This window comes from Microvirgula aerodenitrificans DSM 15089 (genome assembly GCF_000620105.1).
Taxonomy (GTDB): Bacteria; Pseudomonadota; Gammaproteobacteria; order Burkholderiales; family Aquaspirillaceae; genus Microvirgula; species Microvirgula aerodenitrificans.
On record NZ_JHVK01000022.1, the window covers coordinates 25,817 to 44,228 of the forward strand.

An 18,412-nucleotide genomic window follows, 5' to 3' on the forward strand; every position below is an offset into this window, starting at 1 on the left:
GTCGTCCCTTTCCACGGCCCCGTTCATGCGCCCCTTCGCCCTTCGCCTGGCCGGCTACAGCCTGCTCGCCACCGCCCTGCTGACCGCTGCGGTGTTCTTCGCCTACATCGGCGTGCGCTACTACAAGCTGGACAGCCAGATGTATCGCTGGATGTCGGGCGAGGACGCGCGCGATACGCAGTGGAACCGGTCCGACCGCCAGGGCGGCGCGCTCGGTCTGACCGGCTACCGGATGGATATCGACGCCCGCGTCGTCCCCGGCATCGACAAGAACCTGTCCGGGCTGGCCTTCGACACCGACCACGACCGGCTGATCGCCGTCGTCAACCGGCCGGCGACGCTGTACACGCTGGACCGCAACGGCGAACCGACCGGCCGCTACCCGCTGCGGCACGGGCCTGATATCGAAGGCGTCGCCTACCTCGGCAACAACCGGGTCGCCCTGCTGCAGGAACGGAAGAACACCCTGCATATCGTGACCCTGCCGGCGCAGCCGGGGCCGATCGACATGGACAAGTCGAAGTCGCTGCGGCTCGACCTGTTCCCCGGCAGCAATGCCGGCTTCGAGGGCGTCGGCTACGACGCCGGACGCGACCAGCTGTATCTGGTCAAGGAACACTCGCCAAGCAAGCTGTACCGCATCGACGGCCTGCACGACGCCGATCCGGCGGCCATGACCCTGCGTCTGACCGATCTCAGCGCCTGGATCGACGGCTCGCTGCCGGCAACCGACCTCTCCAGCGTCGAATTCGTGCCCGGGCTCGACCACCTGCTGCTGCTCAGCGACGAGTCGTACCGGCTGATGGAGCTGGACCGCGACGGCCGGCCGGTCAGTTACCTCGACCTGCGCAGCACGCCGTTCCCGCACGCACGGGTGCCGCAGGCCGAGGGCATGGCCATCGGCCCGGACCGGACCATCTACGTGGTCAGCGAGCCGAATCTGTTCTACCGGCTGACCCCGCCGGCAGTGGCCGGCAACGGCAATGCCGGATGAATTGACCGTGCCGGGGGCAGGGACCGGCGCGGCACCGTATAATCGCGTCATTTCCCACCCGGTCTACGCCATGTCCCCGCTGAAAAACGATACTTTCCTGCGAGCGCTCGCGCGCCAGCCTGTCGAATACACCCCGGTCTGGATGATGCGCCAGGCCGGCCGCTACCTGCCGGAATACCGTGCCACCCGCGCCCGGGCCGGCGATTTCCTGTCGCTGTGCAAGGCGCCCGACCTGGCGACCGAGGTCACGCTGCAACCGCTGGAACGTTTCCCGCTCGACGCGGCGATCCTGTTCTCCGACATCCTCACCGTACCGGATGCCATGGGCCTGGGCCTGTACTTCGCCGAGGGCGAAGGCCCGCGCTTCGAGCGCCCGCTGCGCGACGAGGCCGCTATCCTCGCCCTGCCGCGCCCGGACATCGGCGCCGAGCTGCAGTATGTGCTGGATGCGGTATCGAGCATCCGCCGTGCCCTGGACGGCCGCGTGCCGCTGATCGGCTTCTCCGGCAGCCCGTGGACGCTGGCCTGCTATATGGTCGAAGGCGGCGGCTCCAGTGACTTCCGTCACGTCAAGACGCTGGCCTACGACCGCCCCGAGCTGATGCATCACCTGCTCGCCGTCACCGCCGACACCGTGACCGACTACCTGAACGCGCAGATTGCCGCCGGCGCGCAGGCCGTGCAGATCTTCGATACCTGGGGGGGGGCACTCGGCCATGCCGCCTACCGCGAATTCTCGCTCGCCTACATGCGCCGCGTGATCGCCGGCCTGACCCGCGAGTCGGAAGGCCGCAAGGTGCCGGTCATCGTCTTCACCAAGGGCGGCGGCCAGTGGCTGGACGCGATTGCCGATATCGGCTGCGATGCCGTCGGCCTCGACTGGACCACCGATCTGGCCGATGCCCGTCGCCTCGCCGGTGACCGTGTCGCGCTGCAGGGCAACTTCGACCCGGTCGCGCTGCATGCACGCCCGGCCGCCATCGAGGCCGAAGTCGCCCGCATCCTGGCCAGCTACGGCCAGGGCAACGGTCATGTGATGAACCTCGGCCACGGTATCGGCCAGACCGTGCCGCCGGAGCACGCCGCGGCCTTCGTCGACGCCGTGCACCGGCTTTCACGCCCGTACCACAGCTGATTCCCGCCGCCTGCGGGCGGCACTGCGACGGAACCGTGCCCTGCCGGTTCCGTCGCGTTTTTCCGCAATCCCGGCGCAGAAAAAGATTGACAATTGCAATCGGCGCTTCTTTTTTGTGTATAACTTGCGCTCGCGCCGTTCAGCCCTCCGGCCGTGCCCGCCAGGAAGTGACGAACGTCAACCTGCTGATTTAAAAAGACTTTAAATGTTGCACAAATTTTACGCAAAATAATGAGAGGCGCATTGGACGGGACTTGCCCCACGTCATTCCCTGCTTACGCACAGACTTATCCACAGCAGCTGTGCATAGCAGCCGCAAACCCAGCCAGCACGCGGTTTTGCCATGACTGATGCCAGCAGCAACACGATCATCCGGGTCGCGCTCGACGTGCCGCTGGACCGGACGTTCGACTATGCCGCGCCGGGTCCGCTCGCCATCGGCAGCCGGGTCAGCGTCGGTTTTGGCCCGAGGCAGATGGTCGGCATCGTGCTTGGCCACGCCACGCACAGCGAGTTCGACCTGAAACCGGCACGGCCGATCGAAGACAGGCTGCCGCCGCTGCCCGACGACTGGCTGGCGCTGGTGCGCTTCGCCGCCGACTACTATGCATGCGCGCCGGGACCGGCCCTGTTCACCGCGCTGCCGCCGGCCCTGCGCGCGCCGCGTCCGTTCATCCCCGCCCGCGACCCGCAGTACCGGCTGACGCCGGCCGGCCGCGACTGGCAGCCGCCCAGGCGTGCCGCCCGTCAGTGCGAACTGCACGCGGCACTGGCAGCGTCACCGCTGGCCCGCTCCAGCGCCCGCGCCATTGCCGCCGATGCCGGCCGCCGTCTCGACGACTGGCTGGCTGCCGGCTGGATCGAGGAAATCGACGATCAGCCGGCCGCGCTGACCCTCGGGCCGCTGCCGGCGCTGACTGTGGCCCAGCAGCAGGCGCTGGACCAGTTGCCGCGCGACGGCTTCTCGCCGACGCTGCTGTTTGGCATTACCGGCAGTGGCAAGACCGAAATCTACCTGCGCCGGATCGCCGAAACCCTGGCGGCCGGCCGCCAGGCACTGGTACTGGTGCCGGAAATCAATCTGACGCCGCAACTGGAATCGCGCTTCCGCGCCCGTTTCCCGAACACGGTCATTGCCTGCCTGAACTCCAGCCAGCCGGAACGGGCGCGCAGCGAAGCCTGGGTCGCCGCCTGGCAGGGCCGCGCCCGGCTGGTGATCGGCACCCGGCTCGGCGTGTTCGCTCCGCTGCCGGAACTGGGCCTGATCGTGGTCGACGAGGAGCACGACGCGAGCTTCAAGCAGCAGGACGGCCTGCGCTACTCGGCGCGAGATCTGGCAATCTGGCGCGCCCACCGCGCCGGGGTGCCGATCCTGCTCGGCTCGGCCACGCCGAGTCTGGAAAGCTGGCGCCATGCCGATGCCGGCCGCTATGGCCGGGTCGAACTGGCCGAACGGGCAACCGGCGCCGCGCTGCCGGCCATCCACCTGATCGACATCCGCCGCCTGCCGCTCGACGACGGCCTGTCCGTGCCGGCGATCGAGGCCCTGGCCCGCTGTCGCGACAAGGGCGAGGTCAGCCTGGTCTACCTGAACCGGCGCGGCTACTCGCCGGCGCTGTCCTGCACTGATTGCGGCTGGATCGCCGGCTGCCCGTCATGCAGTGCCAAACTGGTGCTGCACCTGCGCGAGCGCCAGTTGCGCTGCCATCACTGCGGCCATCACCAGCCGGTTCCGCACGCCTGTCCCGACTGCGGCAATCCCGATCTGAAGCCACTGGGCCAGGGCACGCAGCGGGCCGAGGCCGCGCTGACGCGCGTGCTGCCCGGCGCGCGCATCCGCCGCATCGACCGCGACACCGTCAGCCACCGCGATGCCTGGGCCGAGGTCTATCAGGCCATCCACGACGGCGAGGTCGATGTGCTGGTTGGCACGCAGATGCTGGCCAAGGGCCACGACTTCCCGACCCTGAGCCTGGTGGTGGCGCTGAATACCGACGGCGGCCTGTACAGCGCTGATTTCCGCGCCAGCGAAACCCTGTTCTCGCAGCTGATGCAGGTGGCCGGCCGCGCCGGTCGCGCCGAACGGCCGGGCACGGTGCTGGTGCAGACGCAATTGCCGGAACACCCGCTGTACCAGGCGCTGTGCCGGCATGACTATCCGGGCTTTGCCGCCACGCTGCTGGACGAGCGGAAACAGACCGACATGCCGCCGTACTGCCACCAGTTCGTGGTGCGGGCGGACAGCGAAAAGCTGGCCGACGCGCGCGCCTTCCTCGGCGCGCTGGTCGCGGCGCTGCCGGCCATCGACGGTGTGTGCGTCTACGATCCGATCACGGCTTCGATGGTACGGCTGGAAGGGCGCGAACGCGCCCAGGTACTGGTGCAGTCGGCACAGCGCGGGCCGCTGCGCCGCATGCTGGCCGAACTGACGGCGCAGGCGCCGGTGCTGGCAAAACCGTATGGCCGCCATCTGCGCTGGAGCGTGGACGTCGACCCGCTGGAGCTGTAACCGCGTTCAGGAATGGCGCGGGGCCAGCCCGTGCTCGACCGCGTACACCGCTGCCTGCACCCGGCTGCTCAGGTTCAGTTTCTTCAGAATGTTCTGCACATGGATCTTGACCGTGCTCTCGGCCAGATCGAGGTCACGCGCAATTTCCTTGTTGCTCTCGCCACAGGCGAGATGGCCGAGGATTTCGCGTTCGCGCGGCGTCAGCCGGCCGCTTTCGCCGGCTTCCGCCGGTCGCTTGTCGCCGGCACGGAACTGCTGCATCAGCTTGGTGGTCATCGCCTCGCTCATGACCGACTCGCCGGCCGCCGCGCGCAGAATGGCCCGCTTCAGGAACTCGGCGTCGATATTCTTCAGCAGATAACCGCGAGCGCCCTTCTGCAACGCGGCGGTCAGATCCTCGGCGTCCTCGGACACGGTCAGCATGACCACCGCCAGCGCCGGCTGGTCCTGCAGTATCAGTCCCAGCGCCTCGATGCCGGACAGTCCCGGCATGTTCAGGTCAAGCAACACCACATCCGGCTGCAGCGCCAGCGCCCGCTTGACACCCTCGGCACCGTCCGCCGCCTCGCCGACCACTTCGAATTCGGACTGCCGCGACAGCAGCGCCTTGACGCCGCTGCGGAACAGGGTGTGGTCGTCGATCAGCAGAACCCGGATGGGTGCGGTCATTTTCTGTGTCCTTGCAAGCAGAGTTGAACGTTCATGCCACCTGGCGATTTTCTTCGGCCAGCTTGAGCTCCAGCCGGGTTCCCCGCCCGGGCTCCGGCCGGATGGCCAGTTCCATGCCGGCCCGGTGCGCGCGTTCACGCATGATATTCAACCCATAGTGGTTTTCCGGCGACGAATCGAGAATGGCCGGGTCGAAGCCGACGCCATCGTCATGGATCGACAGCATAAGCCGGGCTTCGTCTTCCAGTCTCACTTCCACGTGCGTCGCCTGTGAATGCTTGCGAATATTGGACAGCGCTTCCTGGACGATAAACAGCAGCTGCAGCTGCTGGTCCGGCGACAGCGGCGCGCCGAATCCCTCGCGATGGAACACGACCGCCACCCCGGTCTGGCGACGGAACTTGTCGAGCAGATTGCCGATGGCGTCGCCCAGATCCTCGGCGCCAAGCCGGGCGCGGAAGTTGTTCAGCAGTTCGCGCACGTCCTCGTAGCTTTCCTGCACGCCGGCCCGAATCGCCGTCAGCGCCTCGCGCGTCGACTCGTCGTCACGGTCGTTGATGGCGACTTCCAGCATCTGCGCCTGCAGGTTCAGGTAGGACAGGCCCTGGGCGATCGAGTCGTGCAGGCCCTGGGCGAACAGGTTGCGCTCTTCCAGCACCGCCAGCTCGCGGGCCTTGGTCGACAGGCGCAGGTTCTCGATCGCGACCGCCAGCCGCTGCCCCAGCACTTCGAACAGCTGGATGTCCTGGCGGGTAAAGATGTGCGCGCGACGGAAGAACAGGTTGAACACCCCGAGCGACGGCTCGCCGCTGCCGATCGGGAACACCGACACCACGTTGTAGCCCTCGTCGTGACAGCCGCTGGCAATCGGCACGCTGCCGTCCAGCGCCTCGATGCGGGTCACGCCGCGCGCGCCATCACCGCACAGACAGTAGTTGACGTGAATGCAGCGCTCGCGCTGGGTCATGCCGCTGGAAACGCCGCGATGCGCCGCCATGTGCATGACGTCGTGCGCCGGGTCGACCAGACGCACGATGCCGCCGTCGGCGCCGGCCACTTCGATGACCCGGTGCAGGAAGCCCTCGGTCATTTCGTCCACGGTACTGGCCCGGTTCAGCAGCGCGGCCATTTCGTACATCGCCGACAGTTCGCGGTTGCGCCGCTCCAGCGACGCCGTCTTTTCCGCCACGCGCGCTTCCAGCGTCGCGTGCGCGCCGGCCAGACTGGACGCCATGCGGTTGAAGCCGCGCGCCACCTCGCCGAACTCATCGTCGCTCTCGATGGCGACCTTGGCCGCATAATCACCGACCGTCAGCCGGCGCATCGCCGACGACAGCTGCTCGAGCGGACGGATGACGATCAGGAACAGCAGATAGATCACGGCACAGGTCATGGCGATCGCCATCAGGCCCAGCGCCACCTGGCACAGCCGCAGCCACTCGGTCTTGCGCGCATTGTCGATTTCCAGCTGCATGACGAAGCGGTCGATCTGGCCGACCAGCGAGGCCAGCCGGGTGCCGTGCTCCTGCGAGAACGGGCTGCCGGCGCCACCGCTGATGTCGAGCGCCCGCAGCAGCTCCGGCCGGACCTGGTCGCGCCAGTACAGGCTGACGCCGACCAGCTGGTTGCGGATGCCGATTTCGTTCGGCACCGCCAGCGGGCGATTGCGGTCGCCGCGCTGCAGGGTCGCCAGGATATGGTCGAATTCGTCGATATGGCCGGTGATCACCGCACGCGGCAGATGGCCCTGGCGGTAGCTCTCCAGCTCGAATGCCAGCCGGTAGCTGCGCATGCGCAGGCTGCCGGCGTCATTGATGGCGGCACCGCTGCCTTCCAGTTGCCAGGACAGCAGCAGTGTCGCGCCGATGGCGGCCAGCGCCAGACACATGACCACGCTGAGGATGGCCACGATGCGGAAAGTCAGGCGCCGGGACAGCGGTACGCTGCCCAGCCCGGGGGTCGATGTCATGGGGCGCTCCGGCATGCCGCCCGGCAGGCTCAGCGCTTCTCGATCGGACAGACCAGCGGCATGAACTGGCGCGTGTCCAGGTCATAGCCGTGCAGGGCACCGTCGCGAATGTCGAAGTACCAGCCGTGCAGGCTCAGTGTGTGCGCCGCGACCCGGTCGCGGATCCACGGATAGGACATCAGGTTGTCGAGCGAGATCAGGATCGACTGCCGCTCGGCGATCGCCAGCTGGGCCGCCGGGTCGCACTCGGCGTAATGGCTGTGCACATAGTCGCGGACCGGCTCGGCGATCGACAGCCACTTGGCGAGGAAGCCGCCATTGCCCGGATTGTCGGTGATGCCGTCCATCAGTGCGCGGATGCCGCCGCAGCAGCCGTGGCCGAGCACGATGATGCGTGCGATGCCGAGCACGTTGACCGCGTATTCGAGGGCGGCAGACACGCTGTGGTGGGTCTCGTGGCTCGGGTCTTCACACGGCGGGACCAGGTTGGCGATATTGCGGACGACAAACAGTTCGCCCGGCTCGCAACCGGTCAGCATCATCGGGTCGACACGGCTGTCGGCACAGCTGATGATCATGGTGGCCGGGTTCTGTCCGTACTTGAGTTCGTCGAACAGCGCTTCGTTCGGCGCGAAATAGTTTTCCTGGAAACGGCGGAAGCCTTGCAGGAATCGATCGAGCCCTTGCTGCATCAATACTCCAATCAACCGCCGGTCATCGACATGAAGCGCACGAGTTTTTGCGGTTTCCCGTCAAACTCGTGCCGTTCGGGCTTCAGCTCGATCCCCTGGCGGATGGCGGCAATCAGATCGTCGTCGCTGGCGCCGCCGCGAAGCAGCGGGCGAAACTCGACTTTCTCATCCTGCCCCAGACAGAGGTAGAGCGTCCCGTCGACCGACAGGCGGACACGGTTACAGGTTGCACAGAAGTGCTGTGACATCGGCGTTATCACGCCGAGGGTAAAAGTACCGTCCGCCGTACACCAGTAGCGTGCCGGCCCGCCGCCGAGTTCCGCCACCTGCGGCACCAGGCCGAAGCGGGAAACCAGCCGGCCGAGCACCGGTTGCAGGTCCAGATAATGGGCGCTGCGGCCGGTGTCGCCCATCGGCATGGCTTCGATCAGGCGCAGGATGAAACCGTGCTCGATCGCAAACGCCACCATATCCTCGATTTCGGCATCGTTGACGCCATCCATCGCCACCATATTGAGCTTGATCGGCGCGAGGCCGGCCTGCTTGGCGGCCATCAGACCGGCCATCACCGCCGGCAGGCTGTCGCGTCCGGTGACCTGGGTCACGCAGTCGCGGCGCAGCGAGTCGAGGCTGACATTGATGCGGTCGAGGCCGGCCGCCTTCAGCGGCGCCGCATGGCGGGCCAGCTGGGTGGCATTGGTCGACAGCGACAGATCGGTCAGACCGTCGATGGACTTCAGCCTTGCGGCCAGCTCGCCGATGCCATGACGCAGCAAGGGCTCGCCGCCGGTCAGGCGGATACGGCGGGTGCCGAGCGAAACGAACAACCGCGCCAGCCGTTCGATCTCGTCGAAGGTCAGCCAGTGTTCGGGTTGCTCGAACCCTTTGAAACCTTTGGGGATACAGTAGCTGCACCGAAGGTCGCAGCGGTCGGTCACCGATAGCCGGACATATTCGATGCTGCGTCCAAAGCGGTCTTGCAGCATGACGGGCTCCGAAGCGGGCATATAGCCGGATTGTAGATGGCCGGTCCGGCCGCGAGAGCCGGTCGGAAGACGGAGACGGTACTACTTAGTAACTATCGACCGCGACGGGGGGCCGCACGGTCGGCGGCCGGGATTTTCCCGTGTTTTAGACCGCTTCCGCAACAGGGTTTTGTCCTACAGCCTGAGCAATATCACCGCCAGCAGTGCTGCCACCAGGACGGACAGGCAGATCAGCAGGGCATTCTGCTTCTTCTGTTCGCGCATCAGCAGCAGATAGCCGTCGGTCAGCAGACGCTGGGTATCGCCGGACAGCGCGGCGTCCAGCTTGCGCGGAATCGACGGCAGCAGCGTCGCCCACGCCGGCGCCTCTTTCTTCAGCTGCTTCCACAGCCCGCGCACACCGACCTGCTCGTTCATCCAGCGCACCAGGAACGGCTTGGCAGTCGCCCACAGATCGAGGTCGGGATCGAGCTGGCGCCCCAGTCCCTCGATATTGAGCAGCGTCTTCTGCAGCAGCACCAGTTGCGGCTGGATCTCGACATTGAAGCGGCGGCTGGTCTCGAACAGGCGCAGCAGCACCAGGCCGAACGAGATCTGCGACAGCGGCCGCTCGAAGATCGGCTCGCACACCGTGCGCACCGCCGCCTCCAGCGCCTCCACCCGGGTGTCCGCAGGCACCCAGCCGGATTCGATGTGCGCCGCCGCCACGCGATGGTAGTCGCGGTTGAAGAAGGCGAGAAAATTCACTGCCAGATAGTGCTTGTCGTACTCGGTCAGCGAACCGACGATGCCGAAGTCCAGCGCGATATAGCGCCCGTCATCGGCGACGAAGATATTGCCCGGGTGCATGTCGGCATGGAAGAAACCGTCGCGAAACACCTGGGTAAAGAAAATCTCGACGCCAAAGCGCGACAACTGCTTGAGATCGACGCCACGCTCGCACAGCAGGTCGATCCGGCTGATCGGCATGCCGTCCATCCACTCCATGGTCAGCACATCGCGCGCGGTCCAGTCCCAGAACACCTCGGGCACGACCAGCATGTCCGACCCGGTGAAATTGCGCCGCAACTGGCTGGCATTGGCCGCCTCGTGCATCAGATCGAGTTCGTCATGCAGATAGGTATCGAACTCGGCCACGACCTCGCGCGGCCGCAGCCGCTTGCCGTCGCGCGACAGCCGCTCGACCCAGCCGGCCAGCATCCGCATCAGCGACAGGTCCTGCTCGATCACCGGCAGGATGTCCGGCCGCAGCACCTTGACCGCCACTTCGCGCCCGTCGTGCAGCGTGGCGCGGTGGACCTGGGCGACCGAGGCGCTGGCGACCGGCACGTCGTCGAAGCGGGCGAACAGCACATCGACCGGCTGGCCGAGGCTGGCCTCGATCACCCGGCGCGAAATCGCGCCGTCAAACGGCGGTACGCGATCCTGCAGGCGGGCCAGCTCGTCGGCATAAGCGGCCGGCAGCAGATCGCGGCGGGTCGACAGCACCTGGCCAAACTTGATGAAAATCGGCCCCAGGCTTTCCAGCGCCAGCCGCACCCGCACCGGCAGCGGCGCGGACAGGTCGCGCGGCAGCGGCATCAGTCGTGACAGCCATTTCAGCAGGCGCAGGCGCGGATGGGCAAAGAACAGTTCATCCAGGCCATGGCGGTAGAAGGTGCAGGCGATTTTCGTGGAGCGGAAGAGCGGCATGAGCAATCGATATCGGTGCGCCACTGGCGCGCAAGAGAAATGGCCGCGCGAGCGCAGGCCAGGCCCGGTCCGGCGGAAAAAGGAACAGCGTCAGCGCGGCTTCGCGCCCAGCAGGCGTTCGATGCGCTTGTCCAGCCGTTCGACGGCATCACGCGCATCGTCGACCTGGAGACAGAAGCCCGCGACATCATGCCGGCGGGCGACCAGCGGCACTTCGTCGCGCCAGTGCTCTACCAGGCTGCGACCGAGACGGACGGCGATCTCGCCCTTGAAGCCCAGCAGGCCACGCGCGGCCCCCGCCACCCGGGCGGCGGCCATGTCGCCCATGACCCGCGACAGGTCCTCGACCGCATCCCACTGCAGGCGCCCGGCCAGGCGCGCCAGTTGCGCCGCCAGTTCGGCATCGCCATGCAGTTCGACATCGGCCGGGCCGAGCGGGCTGCCGGACAGGCGGCGCAAGGCCGTGCCGGCGCCGAGCCGCACCACCGCCTCCGGCTCGCCGCTCGTCTTTGCCCAGTAGCCGTCCTCGCACACCACGCCGCTGACGGCGAACGGCGTCAGCTCGACCCGCACCCGCCGGCCGGCCAGCGCGGCAAAATCGGCGCGCAGCGCCGGTTGCTGGGCCAGCAGGTGGTTGAATACGGCGATTTGCGGTCTGTGCATGGCGGCTTTCGGGTCGGGTCAGTCGCGCAGGGAAATGACGGGCCAGTCATGCGCTTCGGCATGGGCACGCAGGAATTCGTCCGGATCGACGGCCACCGGGTGGCTGACCCGGCTCATCAGCGGGATGTCATTGCGCGAGTCGCTGTAGAACCAGCTGCTGTCGAACGCATCGAGCCGGCTGCCGCGCGCGGCCAGCCATTCGTCCAGGCGGGTGATCTTGCCGTCCTTGAAGCTCGGCGTGCCGCTCGGGCGGCCGGTGAAGCGGCCGTCGGCGCCCTGCTCCAGTTCGGTCGCGATCAGGTGTTCGACCCCGAGTTCGCGGGCGATCGGCTCGGTGATGAAACGGTTGGTGGCGGTCACGATCACCACCAGATCGCCCTGCGCCTGGTGGGCGGCGACACGTTCGCGGCCGAGGCGGGTGATGATCGGCTTGATGTGCACGTCCAGGTATTCGGCATGCAGCGCATCCAGTTCATCGCGGTCGCGGTCGGCGAGCGGCTTGAGCTGGAAGTCGAGGAAAGCATCGATATCGAGGGTGCCGTCGCGATACTGCTGGTAGAAGCGGTCGTTCTCGCGATGGTAGTACTCGGCATCGAGCAGGCCCTTTCCGATCAGGAAACGCGGCCATTCCACATCGGAATCGCCAGCCAGCAAGGTATTGTCGAGATCGAACAGGGCAAGATTCATCGTGTCAGCTTTGCATGCAGGATATTTTTCACGAACGGAACGGTGATCGGCTTGCGCAGCGCCAGCGAATAGTGGTCCAGCGCATCGATCATCGCCACCAGGGAAGACATGTCGCGCCGCCAGTGGGTCAGCAACCAGCGGATCACGTCGTCAGGCACATCGACCAGGCGCATCTGCGCATGGCGCTTCAGCGCGGCAAACTTGTCCGCGTCACTCATGGCCTGGACCTGGAACACCAGCCCCCAGCCAAGTCGCGTGCGCAGGTCGTCGCGCAGTTTCAGTTGCAGCGGGGCGGCGCGGCCAGCGGTCAGCAACTGGCCCTCGCCGCCATCCTTCAGCGAATTGAAGATCGAAAACAGGGTGATCTGGTCGTCGGGTTCGAGATCGTCGACATGGTCGACCGCCACGCAGCGCGCCTCGCGTGCAAAGTCGGGCAGCTTCTCCGCCCGGGCATCGAGATAGATCGCCGCGCGACCGACCGCGTTCGCGTGTTCGACCCACTGCTGCAGCAAGTGGGTCTTGCCGACGCCGGGCGCGCCCCACAGGTATATGAATCGCTCGCCGGCCGGGTCGGTCAGCGCAGCGATGATCTGCCTGTTGTGCTCGGCGATGAAGTGGTCAAAGGCCGGCGCGGGGGGCGGGGTGAGGTCGAGTACGAGCTGATCCAACGCAGTATCTGGGTAGCGAAGCGGTTAGCGGGCCGGTTTCGGGACGGGCGGCTCGCCCGTCCGCTGCTCAATCGTGCCCGGCAGGGATACGCGTGATTCTACGCTGATACCAGCGCGACGCGTAGTAGCGGACCATGCCCTCCTGCCACAGCACCCGCAGCACCGCCGATACCGGCAGCGCCAGCAGCACGCCGACAAAGCCGAACAGTGTGCCGAACGCCATCAGGGCGAAGATCACCAGCGCCGGATGCAGGCCGATGCGGTCGCCGACCAGTTGCGGGGTGATGATGAAACTTTCCAGCGTCTGCGCCACCGCGTACACGCCCCACACCATCGCCAGCCCCTCGAACGAGCCGAACTGCAGGATGGCGGCCAGCGTGGCGAGCAGCACGCCGATAAAGGCCCCCACATACGGAATGCACACCAGCAGCCCGGCGACCACGCCGATGGCGAAGCCGGAATCCAGCCCGACCAGCCACCAGCCAAGTCCGTACAGCGCGGCCATGATCACCATGACCGTCAGTTGCCCGCGCAGGAACTCGCCAACCATGTGATCGACCTTGCCGAGGACTTCGCCGACACCGGGACGCCAGCGCGGCGGCAGCAACTGGCCCAGGCGGGCGACGATGCCATGCCAGTCGCGCAGCAGATAGAACGCCAGGATCGGGGTCAGGAACAGATTGGACAGGAACACGATCAGCGCCAGCCCCTGGCTGGTCAGCGCCGGCAGCGTGCGTTCCAGCGCCTGACGCAGCCCGCCGACATTGCGCACGATGGCATCGCGCAGCGAGGTGCCATTGAAATGGACCGCAATGTCGAGCTTTGCCGCCAGCCACGGCGACACCGTGTGCTCCAGCCAGTCGACCAGCGTCGGCATGCGTTCGGACAGCCCCTGCACCTGCTGGATGAACATCGGCACGATCAGCAGCAACAGCAGCGACAGCAGCAGCGCCACCGCCACCAGCACCAGCGTGGTCGCCAGCGCGCGGTTGAGACCGCGCCGCGCCAGCGCGTCCACGGTCGGCACCGCCATATAGGCCAGCGCAGCGGCGGCCAGGAACGGAACCAGCACCTCGGTCAGCGACCACAGCAGCCACAGGACCAGCGCGGTGAGCAGATAGGGCCACACCCGGACGGGGGGCCTGGAAGATTTGCGGCGGATGCGCGACATGTTCGGTAAAATGCGGGGGAAATTGGCGGGAATCGGAATCACGCGCGTCGCCCGCTCGTGCGGGCGGCCTTGCCGCCGTGATCATGCGCCACGGCGCGTCGCGGGCGGCTCAGGGGGATATATACCTGAACTGCGCCCCGTTGCCGCGAAGAATCTGTCATCGGCCCGGCCGGCGACAGGCAGTCCCAACATTGTCATTGAGCAAGAAAGCGAGTCTCTCGTGAGTCAGTCCCTGAGCTACCGCGACGCGGGCGTCGACATCGACGCCGGCGACCAGCTGGTCGAAAACATCAAGCCGTACGCCAAGCGGACCCTGCGTCCGGAAGTGCTGGGCGGCATCGGCGGCTTCGGCGCGCTGATCGAGATCAGCAAGAAATATCAGGAACCCGTGCTGGTGTCCGGCACCGATGGCGTCGGCACCAAGCTGAAACTGGCTTTCGAGTGGAACCGCCACGACACGGTCGGCATCGATCTGGTCGCCATGAGCGTCAACGACATCCTGGTCCAGGGGGCGGAACCGCTGTTCTTCCTCGACTACTTCGCCTGCGGCAAGCTCGACGTGCTGCAAGCCACTGACGTGATCAAGGGCATTGCCGCCGGCTGCGAACAGGCCGGCTGCGCACTGATCGGCGGCGAAACCGCCGAAATGCCGGGCATGTACCCGTCCGGCGAATACGATCTGGCCGGCTTCGCCGTCGGCGTGGTCGAAAAGAGCAAGGTCATTACCGGCCGCAGCATCGGCCCCGGTGACGTGGTGCTGGGTCTGGCATCGAACGGCGCGCACTCGAACGGCTATTCGCTGGTGCGCAAGATCCTCGACCTGAAGCAACCCGATCTCGACGCCCCGTTCGATGGCGAGCGCTCGCTGCGCGACGCGGTGATCGCGCCGACCCGCATCTACGTGAAGCCGCTGCTGGCGCTGATGCAGTCGCTGCCGGTCAAGGGCATGGCCCACATCACCGGCGGCGGCATCACCGAGAACGTGCCGCGCGTGCTGCCCGACAATGTCGTCGCCCAGATCGACGCCGCCAGCTGGGCGCTGCCGAAGCTGTTCCAGTGGCTGCAGAGTGCCGGCAATGTCGAATCGCACGAAATGTACCGCACCTTCAACTGCGGTATCGGCATGGTGGTGATCGTTGCCGCCGAACACGCCGACGCCGCCGTGGCGCAGCTGTCCGCCGCCGGTGAAACCGTCCACCGCCTTGGCCTGATCCGCGCCCGTCAGGGCGACGAGCACCAGACCCAGGTGGCCTGAGCCCGTCCCGGGGCGCCAGGTCCGGCGCCCGTTCCGCCCCCGCCCCGGCGGGGAGAGGCTGTTTCGCTCGTCCGTTCTGCGTGGTGAGTGTTCATCTGGCCGCTGTTGCCCGCACGGTAACAGCGCTTTTCATTTATCACGCTAGTATGAGGAGGTCATTGCGGCCTCCGCTGCTGCCGGCGCCCTGTTCCACATGAAAAACATCGTCATCCTGATTTCCGGTCGCGGATCGAACATGCAGGCCATCGTCGAGGCCGGCATTCCCGGCGCGCGCATCGCCGCCGTGATCTCCAACCGCGCCGACGCCGCCGGCCTGGCCTGGGCGGCCGCGCGCGGCATCGCCACCGAGGCGCTGGACCACACCGCCTACCCCGACCGCCCGGCCTTCGACAGCGCCCTGGCCGCCGTCATCGACCGCCATCAGGCCGATCTGGTGGTACTGGCCGGCTTCATGCGCATTCTGACCCCGGACTTCACCAGTCATTACGCCGGCCGCATGATCAACGTCCATCCGTCGCTGCTGCCGGCTTTCTCCGGCCTGCATACCCACCAGCGCGCCATCGATGCCGGCTGCGCCGTTGCCGGCGCCACCGTGCACTTCGTGACCGCCGAACTCGACCACGGCCCGATCGTGGCCCAGGGCGTGGTGCCGGTGCTGCCGGACGACAGCGCCGCCTCGCTGGCCGAGCGCGTACTGCGCATCGAGCACCGGCTGTATCCGCAGGCCGTGCGCTGGTTCGTCGAGGACCGGCTGCACATCAACGGCCACCGGGTCGAAGTCCGCGACGTCGAACCGGCCGCCCGCGCCCTCGTGGCGCTGGACTGAGACGGAGACCGGCATGACACGACGCGGACAGTGGGCTCTGGCCGTGGTGCTGTCGCTGCTGGTCCATTCCGTTCTGCTGGCCGAAGGCTGGCGCTGGCAGTGGCCGTTTTCCGAGACCGATCCGGTCCTGGTCAAGCCGCTGACCATCGAGCTGTATTCGCAGCAGGTGCTCGACAGCGCCGCCGCCCCGCGTCTGGCTGCCGCCGCGCCGCCGCCACCGGCCATTGCCGTCGGTGACGCCACGCTGCCGCCGCCGAAAAAGAAACCACGCAAGAAACTGCTGCCGCCAACCTCCCCCCGCACGACGGAAGAAGCGCCGGCCACGCCGGCCGATGCGCCCCCCGCCGACGATGCCTCCCCGCCAGCGGACGAAGCCCCCCCGGCAGAAGACCCGGGCGACATCGGCCGTCGCGACAAGCCGTTTGCCGACTCCGGCGACGGCAAGGACGCCACCCCGCCGGCCGACGACACGCCGGCGGCAAAGACCGATGCGATGTCGCGCCGCTTCCCGGACCACGCCACGCTGACCTATGAGGTGTTCTACGGTGCCTTTCTGGCCGGCAGCGGCGATATCGAATGGAGCAAGACCCCGGGCGGCTACCGGCTGGACGTCCGCCTGCACCCGGTATTCGGTCCGCGACTCGGCTACAGCAGCCAGGGAAGCATCGGCCCGAACGGGCTGAGACCGTCGCATTTCGAGGCCACCCGGGGCGACCAGGTGCGCGAGACCGCCGACTTCGACTGGGAGGCGAAGGTGCTGACCTATGGCCGCGGCGACAAGAAAACGGCCCCGCTGGAAGACGGCGCGCAGGACGTATTCAGCGTCGCGTTCCAGATTGCGCTGAAAGGCGGCAAGTCGTTGAACAAGAACGTACAGGTGACGACCGGCAAGAAGGTTTATCATTACCCCCTTTCCGTCGTCGGAGACGCCGACGTCGATGTCGACCGGAAAATTCCCGCCGTGCTGGTTCGCAGCCTGTCCGACGGTGACACGGTCGAATTCTGGATCGCGCCCGATTATCACAACTTCCCGCTCCGCATCCGCATGCAGGACAGCGAGAAGACAATCGACATGAAACTCATCAGGCTGAAGGTCGGAAATGAAATCCGGCTGGAGCGCCCCAAACAAGACAAGTCACACAATGCCAATTAGTGCCGCTCAATTCGACGCTGTGGTCGACGCGCTTCGCCGTGTCCTGCCCTGCGACCGCCCCGCCGACACCGTGCTGTCGGCCTGGTTCCGTGACCAGCGCCGTCTCGGCGCCACCGATCGCCACCTGGTGGCCGAAACCGTCTTCGCCGTCCTGCGCCGCCGCGCGTTCCTGACCGCGCTGACCCAGCCGAACCCGACACCGAAGCGGCTGGCCATTGCCAGCCTGGTCAAGGTGCGCGGCCTCAATCTGCGCGAGCTGGAAGGCATCCTGACCGAGGCGGAGAAAAAATGGGCCGGCGAGCTGAAAGGCACGACGCCGGAACTGACGCTGGCCGAACGCGCCGAGCTGCCGGACTGGGTCGCGACCCAGCTCCAGGACGCCGGCCTGTCCGACGACGAACTGCTCGCACTGGGCCAGAGCATGCAGAACAGCGCGCCGCTCGACCTGCGCGTCAACACCATCAAGGCCCGCCGCGAAGACGTGGCCGTCCAGCTGGCCCGCGACGGCATCGACGCCCAGCCGACCCCGATGTCGCCGTTCGGTCTGCGCATCAAGGGCAAGCCGGCAGTCAACCGCCATCCGCTGTTCACCGAAGGGGCGTTCGAGGTCCAGGACGAAGGCAGCCAGCTGCTCGGCCTGCTGCTGGCGCCGCGCCGCGGTGAAATGGTGGTGGACTTCTGCGCCGGCGCCGGTGGCAAGACGCTGATGCTCGGCGCGATGATGGCATCGTCCGGCCGGCTGTACGCGTTCGACGTGTCGGAAAAGCGGCTGGCCAACCTGAAGCCGCGTCTGGCCCGTTCCGGCCTGTCCAATGTCCACCCGCAACTGATCCAGGGCGAGAACGACAGCAAGATCAAGCGTCTGGCCGGCAAGGTCGACCGGGTTCTGGTCGACGCGCCGTGTTCCGGCCTCGGCACGCTGCGCCGCAATCCGGATCTGAAATTCCGCCAGTCGCCGGAATCGGTCGCCCAGCTGAATGTCACCCAGGCCAGCATCCTTGCCCACGCCGCCCGCCTGCTGAAGAACGGCGGCCGCCTGGTCTATGCAACCTGCTCGATCCTGCCGTCCGAGAACGACGCCATCATCGACGCCTTCCTGGCCGCCCACCCCGATTTCGTCGAACTGCCGGCCAATGTGCTGCTGGCCGAACAGCGGGTCGAGCTCGATACCGGCACCCGCCTGCGGCTGAATCCGCGCGACCACGGCTGCGACGGCTTCTTTGCCGCCGTGCTGGAACGCCGCATTCCCAAACCGGTCTACCCGCAGGACGCCGAACTGGACGAACCGGCCGGGAACGCAGCGGAAGACAGCCCGGCAGAGTAAGCCGGCTCACCAAGCGCTC

General features: G+C 66.9%; 16 protein-coding genes. 7 read left to right on the forward strand and 9 right to left on the reverse strand.

The window, feature by feature from the left end:
* Nucleotides 1-25 precede the first annotated feature (25 nt).
* From Q352_RS21460 to Q352_RS0115365, 3 genes are all read left to right on the forward strand, one after another.
* Nucleotides 26-994 (forward strand): SdiA-regulated domain-containing protein, encoded by a 969-nt coding sequence (locus Q352_RS21460; protein WP_051529012.1) that lies wholly within the window; start codon nucleotides 26-28, stop codon nucleotides 992-994.
* Between the two features lie 70 nt (nucleotides 995-1,064).
* Nucleotides 1,065-2,129 carry a uroporphyrinogen decarboxylase gene (hemE, locus tag Q352_RS0115360; RefSeq protein ID WP_028500101.1) on the forward strand — a complete coding sequence of 355 codons (1,065 nt, stop codon included), beginning with the start codon at nucleotides 1,065-1,067 and terminating at the stop codon, nucleotides 2,127-2,129.
* A gap of 343 nt (nucleotides 2,130-2,472) precedes the next feature.
* Nucleotides 2,473-4,638 (forward strand): primosomal protein N', encoded by a 2,166-nt coding sequence (locus Q352_RS0115365; protein WP_028500102.1) that lies wholly within the window; start codon nucleotides 2,473-2,475, stop codon nucleotides 4,636-4,638.
* A 6-nt stretch (nucleotides 4,639-4,644) separates the two neighbouring features.
* Here Q352_RS0115365 and Q352_RS0115370 read toward each other — a convergent pair whose 3' ends face one another.
* The 9 genes from Q352_RS0115370 to Q352_RS0115410 all read right to left on the reverse strand — a co-directional run bounded on the left by Q352_RS0115370 (nucleotide 4,645) and on the right by Q352_RS0115410 (nucleotide 13,835).
* Complete coding sequence (locus tag Q352_RS0115370) at nucleotides 4,645-5,307, reverse strand: response regulator (protein WP_028500103.1); 663 nt, start codon at nucleotides 5,305-5,307, stop codon at nucleotides 4,645-4,647.
* Between the two features lie 31 nt (nucleotides 5,308-5,338).
* Nucleotides 5,339-7,276, reverse strand: coding sequence for a type IV pili methyl-accepting chemotaxis transducer N-terminal domain-containing protein (locus tag Q352_RS0115375; RefSeq protein WP_036386612.1), 1,938 nt, complete (start codon nucleotides 7,274-7,276; stop codon nucleotides 5,339-5,341).
* Nucleotides 7,277-7,305: 29 nt separating this feature from the next.
* Entirely contained in the window at nucleotides 7,306-7,968 is a 663-nt protein-coding gene (locus Q352_RS0115380; protein WP_028500105.1) for a carbonic anhydrase, read from the reverse strand.
* Nucleotides 7,969-7,979: 11 nt separating this feature from the next.
* Complete coding sequence (gene moaA / locus Q352_RS0115385) at nucleotides 7,980-8,954, reverse strand: GTP 3',8-cyclase MoaA (protein ID WP_028500106.1); 975 nt, start codon at nucleotides 8,952-8,954, stop codon at nucleotides 7,980-7,982.
* A gap of 174 nt (nucleotides 8,955-9,128) precedes the next feature.
* Nucleotides 9,129-10,646, reverse strand: a complete 1,518-nt coding sequence (gene ubiB / locus Q352_RS0115390) for a ubiquinone biosynthesis regulatory protein kinase UbiB (RefSeq protein ID WP_028500107.1) — start codon at nucleotides 10,644-10,646, stop codon at nucleotides 9,129-9,131.
* 90 nt (nucleotides 10,647-10,736) lie between these two features.
* On the reverse strand, nucleotides 10,737-11,309 hold the full coding sequence (locus Q352_RS0115395) for a ubiquinone biosynthesis accessory factor UbiJ (protein WP_028500108.1): 573 nt from the start codon (nucleotides 11,307-11,309) through the stop codon (nucleotides 10,737-10,739).
* A gap of 18 nt (nucleotides 11,310-11,327) precedes the next feature.
* A complete protein-coding gene (locus Q352_RS0115400; RefSeq protein ID WP_028500109.1) occupies nucleotides 11,328-11,996 on the reverse strand; it encodes a histidinol-phosphatase in 669 nt (222 codons plus the stop codon).
* Nucleotides 11,993-12,664: a DnaA regulatory inactivator Hda gene (gene hda, locus Q352_RS0115405; RefSeq protein ID WP_028500110.1), complete on the reverse strand. Its 672-nt coding sequence runs from the start codon at nucleotides 12,662-12,664 to the stop codon at nucleotides 11,993-11,995. The genes Q352_RS0115400 and hda overlap by 4 nt, the downstream gene beginning before the upstream one ends.
* 67 nt (nucleotides 12,665-12,731) lie before the next feature.
* The gene (locus Q352_RS0115410) at nucleotides 12,732-13,835 is read right to left on the reverse strand and encodes an AI-2E family transporter (RefSeq protein ID WP_028500111.1); all 1,104 of its coding nucleotides are present in this window, start codon (nucleotides 13,833-13,835) and stop codon (nucleotides 12,732-12,734) included.
* Nucleotides 13,836-14,055: 220 nt separating this feature from the next.
* On the opposite strand from Q352_RS0115410, the gene purM reads away from it, so the two are divergent.
* The 4 genes from purM (at nucleotide 14,056) to Q352_RS21465 (ending at nucleotide 18,393) form a co-directional block, all read left to right on the forward strand.
* Nucleotides 14,056-15,090: a phosphoribosylformylglycinamidine cyclo-ligase gene (purM, locus tag Q352_RS0115415; RefSeq protein ID WP_028500112.1), complete on the forward strand. Its 1,035-nt coding sequence runs from the start codon at nucleotides 14,056-14,058 to the stop codon at nucleotides 15,088-15,090.
* 193 nt (nucleotides 15,091-15,283) lie between these two features.
* Nucleotides 15,284-15,916 (forward strand): phosphoribosylglycinamide formyltransferase, encoded by a 633-nt coding sequence (gene purN, locus Q352_RS0115420; protein WP_028500113.1) that lies wholly within the window; start codon nucleotides 15,284-15,286, stop codon nucleotides 15,914-15,916.
* Between the two features lie 13 nt (nucleotides 15,917-15,929).
* Complete coding sequence (locus Q352_RS0115425; protein ID WP_028500114.1) at nucleotides 15,930-17,069, forward strand: DUF3108 domain-containing protein; 1,140 nt, start codon at nucleotides 15,930-15,932, stop codon at nucleotides 17,067-17,069.
* On the forward strand, nucleotides 17,065-18,393 hold the full coding sequence (locus Q352_RS21465) for an RsmB/NOP family class I SAM-dependent RNA methyltransferase (protein ID WP_373280123.1): 1,329 nt from the start codon (nucleotides 17,065-17,067) through the stop codon (nucleotides 18,391-18,393). The genes Q352_RS0115425 and Q352_RS21465 overlap by 5 nt, the downstream gene beginning before the upstream one ends.
* The last annotated feature ends 19 nt before the right edge of the window (nucleotides 18,394-18,412 follow it).

What these genes read in the sequence shown, in the direction of transcription:
- Q352_RS21460 (WP_051529012.1), top strand. Translation starts at nt 26, where the DNA reads ATGCGCCCCTTCGCCCTTCGCCTGGCCGGCTACAGCCTGCTCGCCACC.
- hemE (WP_028500101.1), top strand. Translation starts at nt 1,065, where the DNA reads ATGTCCCCGCTGAAAAACGATACTTTCCTGCGAGCGCTCGCGCGCCAG.
- Q352_RS0115365 (WP_028500102.1), top strand. Translation starts at nt 2,473, where the DNA reads ATGACTGATGCCAGCAGCAACACGATCATCCGGGTCGCGCTCGACGTG.
- Q352_RS0115370 (WP_028500103.1), bottom strand. Translation starts at nt 5,307, where the DNA reads ATGACCGCACCCATCCGGGTTCTGCTGATCGACGACCACACCCTGTTC.
- Q352_RS0115375 (WP_036386612.1), bottom strand. Translation starts at nt 7,276, where the DNA reads ATGACATCGACCCCCGGGCTGGGCAGCGTACCGCTGTCCCGGCGCCTG.
- Q352_RS0115380 (WP_028500105.1), bottom strand. Translation starts at nt 7,968, where the DNA reads ATGCAGCAAGGGCTCGATCGATTCCTGCAAGGCTTCCGCCGTTTCCAG.
- moaA (WP_028500106.1), bottom strand. Translation starts at nt 8,954, where the DNA reads ATGCTGCAAGACCGCTTTGGACGCAGCATCGAATATGTCCGGCTATCG.
- ubiB (WP_028500107.1), bottom strand. Translation starts at nt 10,646, where the DNA reads ATGCCGCTCTTCCGCTCCACGAAAATCGCCTGCACCTTCTACCGCCAT.
- Q352_RS0115395 (WP_028500108.1), bottom strand. Translation starts at nt 11,309, where the DNA reads ATGCACAGACCGCAAATCGCCGTATTCAACCACCTGCTGGCCCAGCAA.
- Q352_RS0115400 (WP_028500109.1), bottom strand. Translation starts at nt 11,996, where the DNA reads ATGAATCTTGCCCTGTTCGATCTCGACAATACCTTGCTGGCTGGCGAT.
- Q352_RS0115410 (WP_028500111.1), bottom strand. Translation starts at nt 13,835, where the DNA reads ATGTCGCGCATCCGCCGCAAATCTTCCAGGCCCCCCGTCCGGGTGTGG.
- purN (WP_028500113.1), top strand. Translation starts at nt 15,284, where the DNA reads ATGAAAAACATCGTCATCCTGATTTCCGGTCGCGGATCGAACATGCAG.
- Q352_RS0115425 (WP_028500114.1), top strand. Translation starts at nt 15,930, where the DNA reads ATGACACGACGCGGACAGTGGGCTCTGGCCGTGGTGCTGTCGCTGCTG.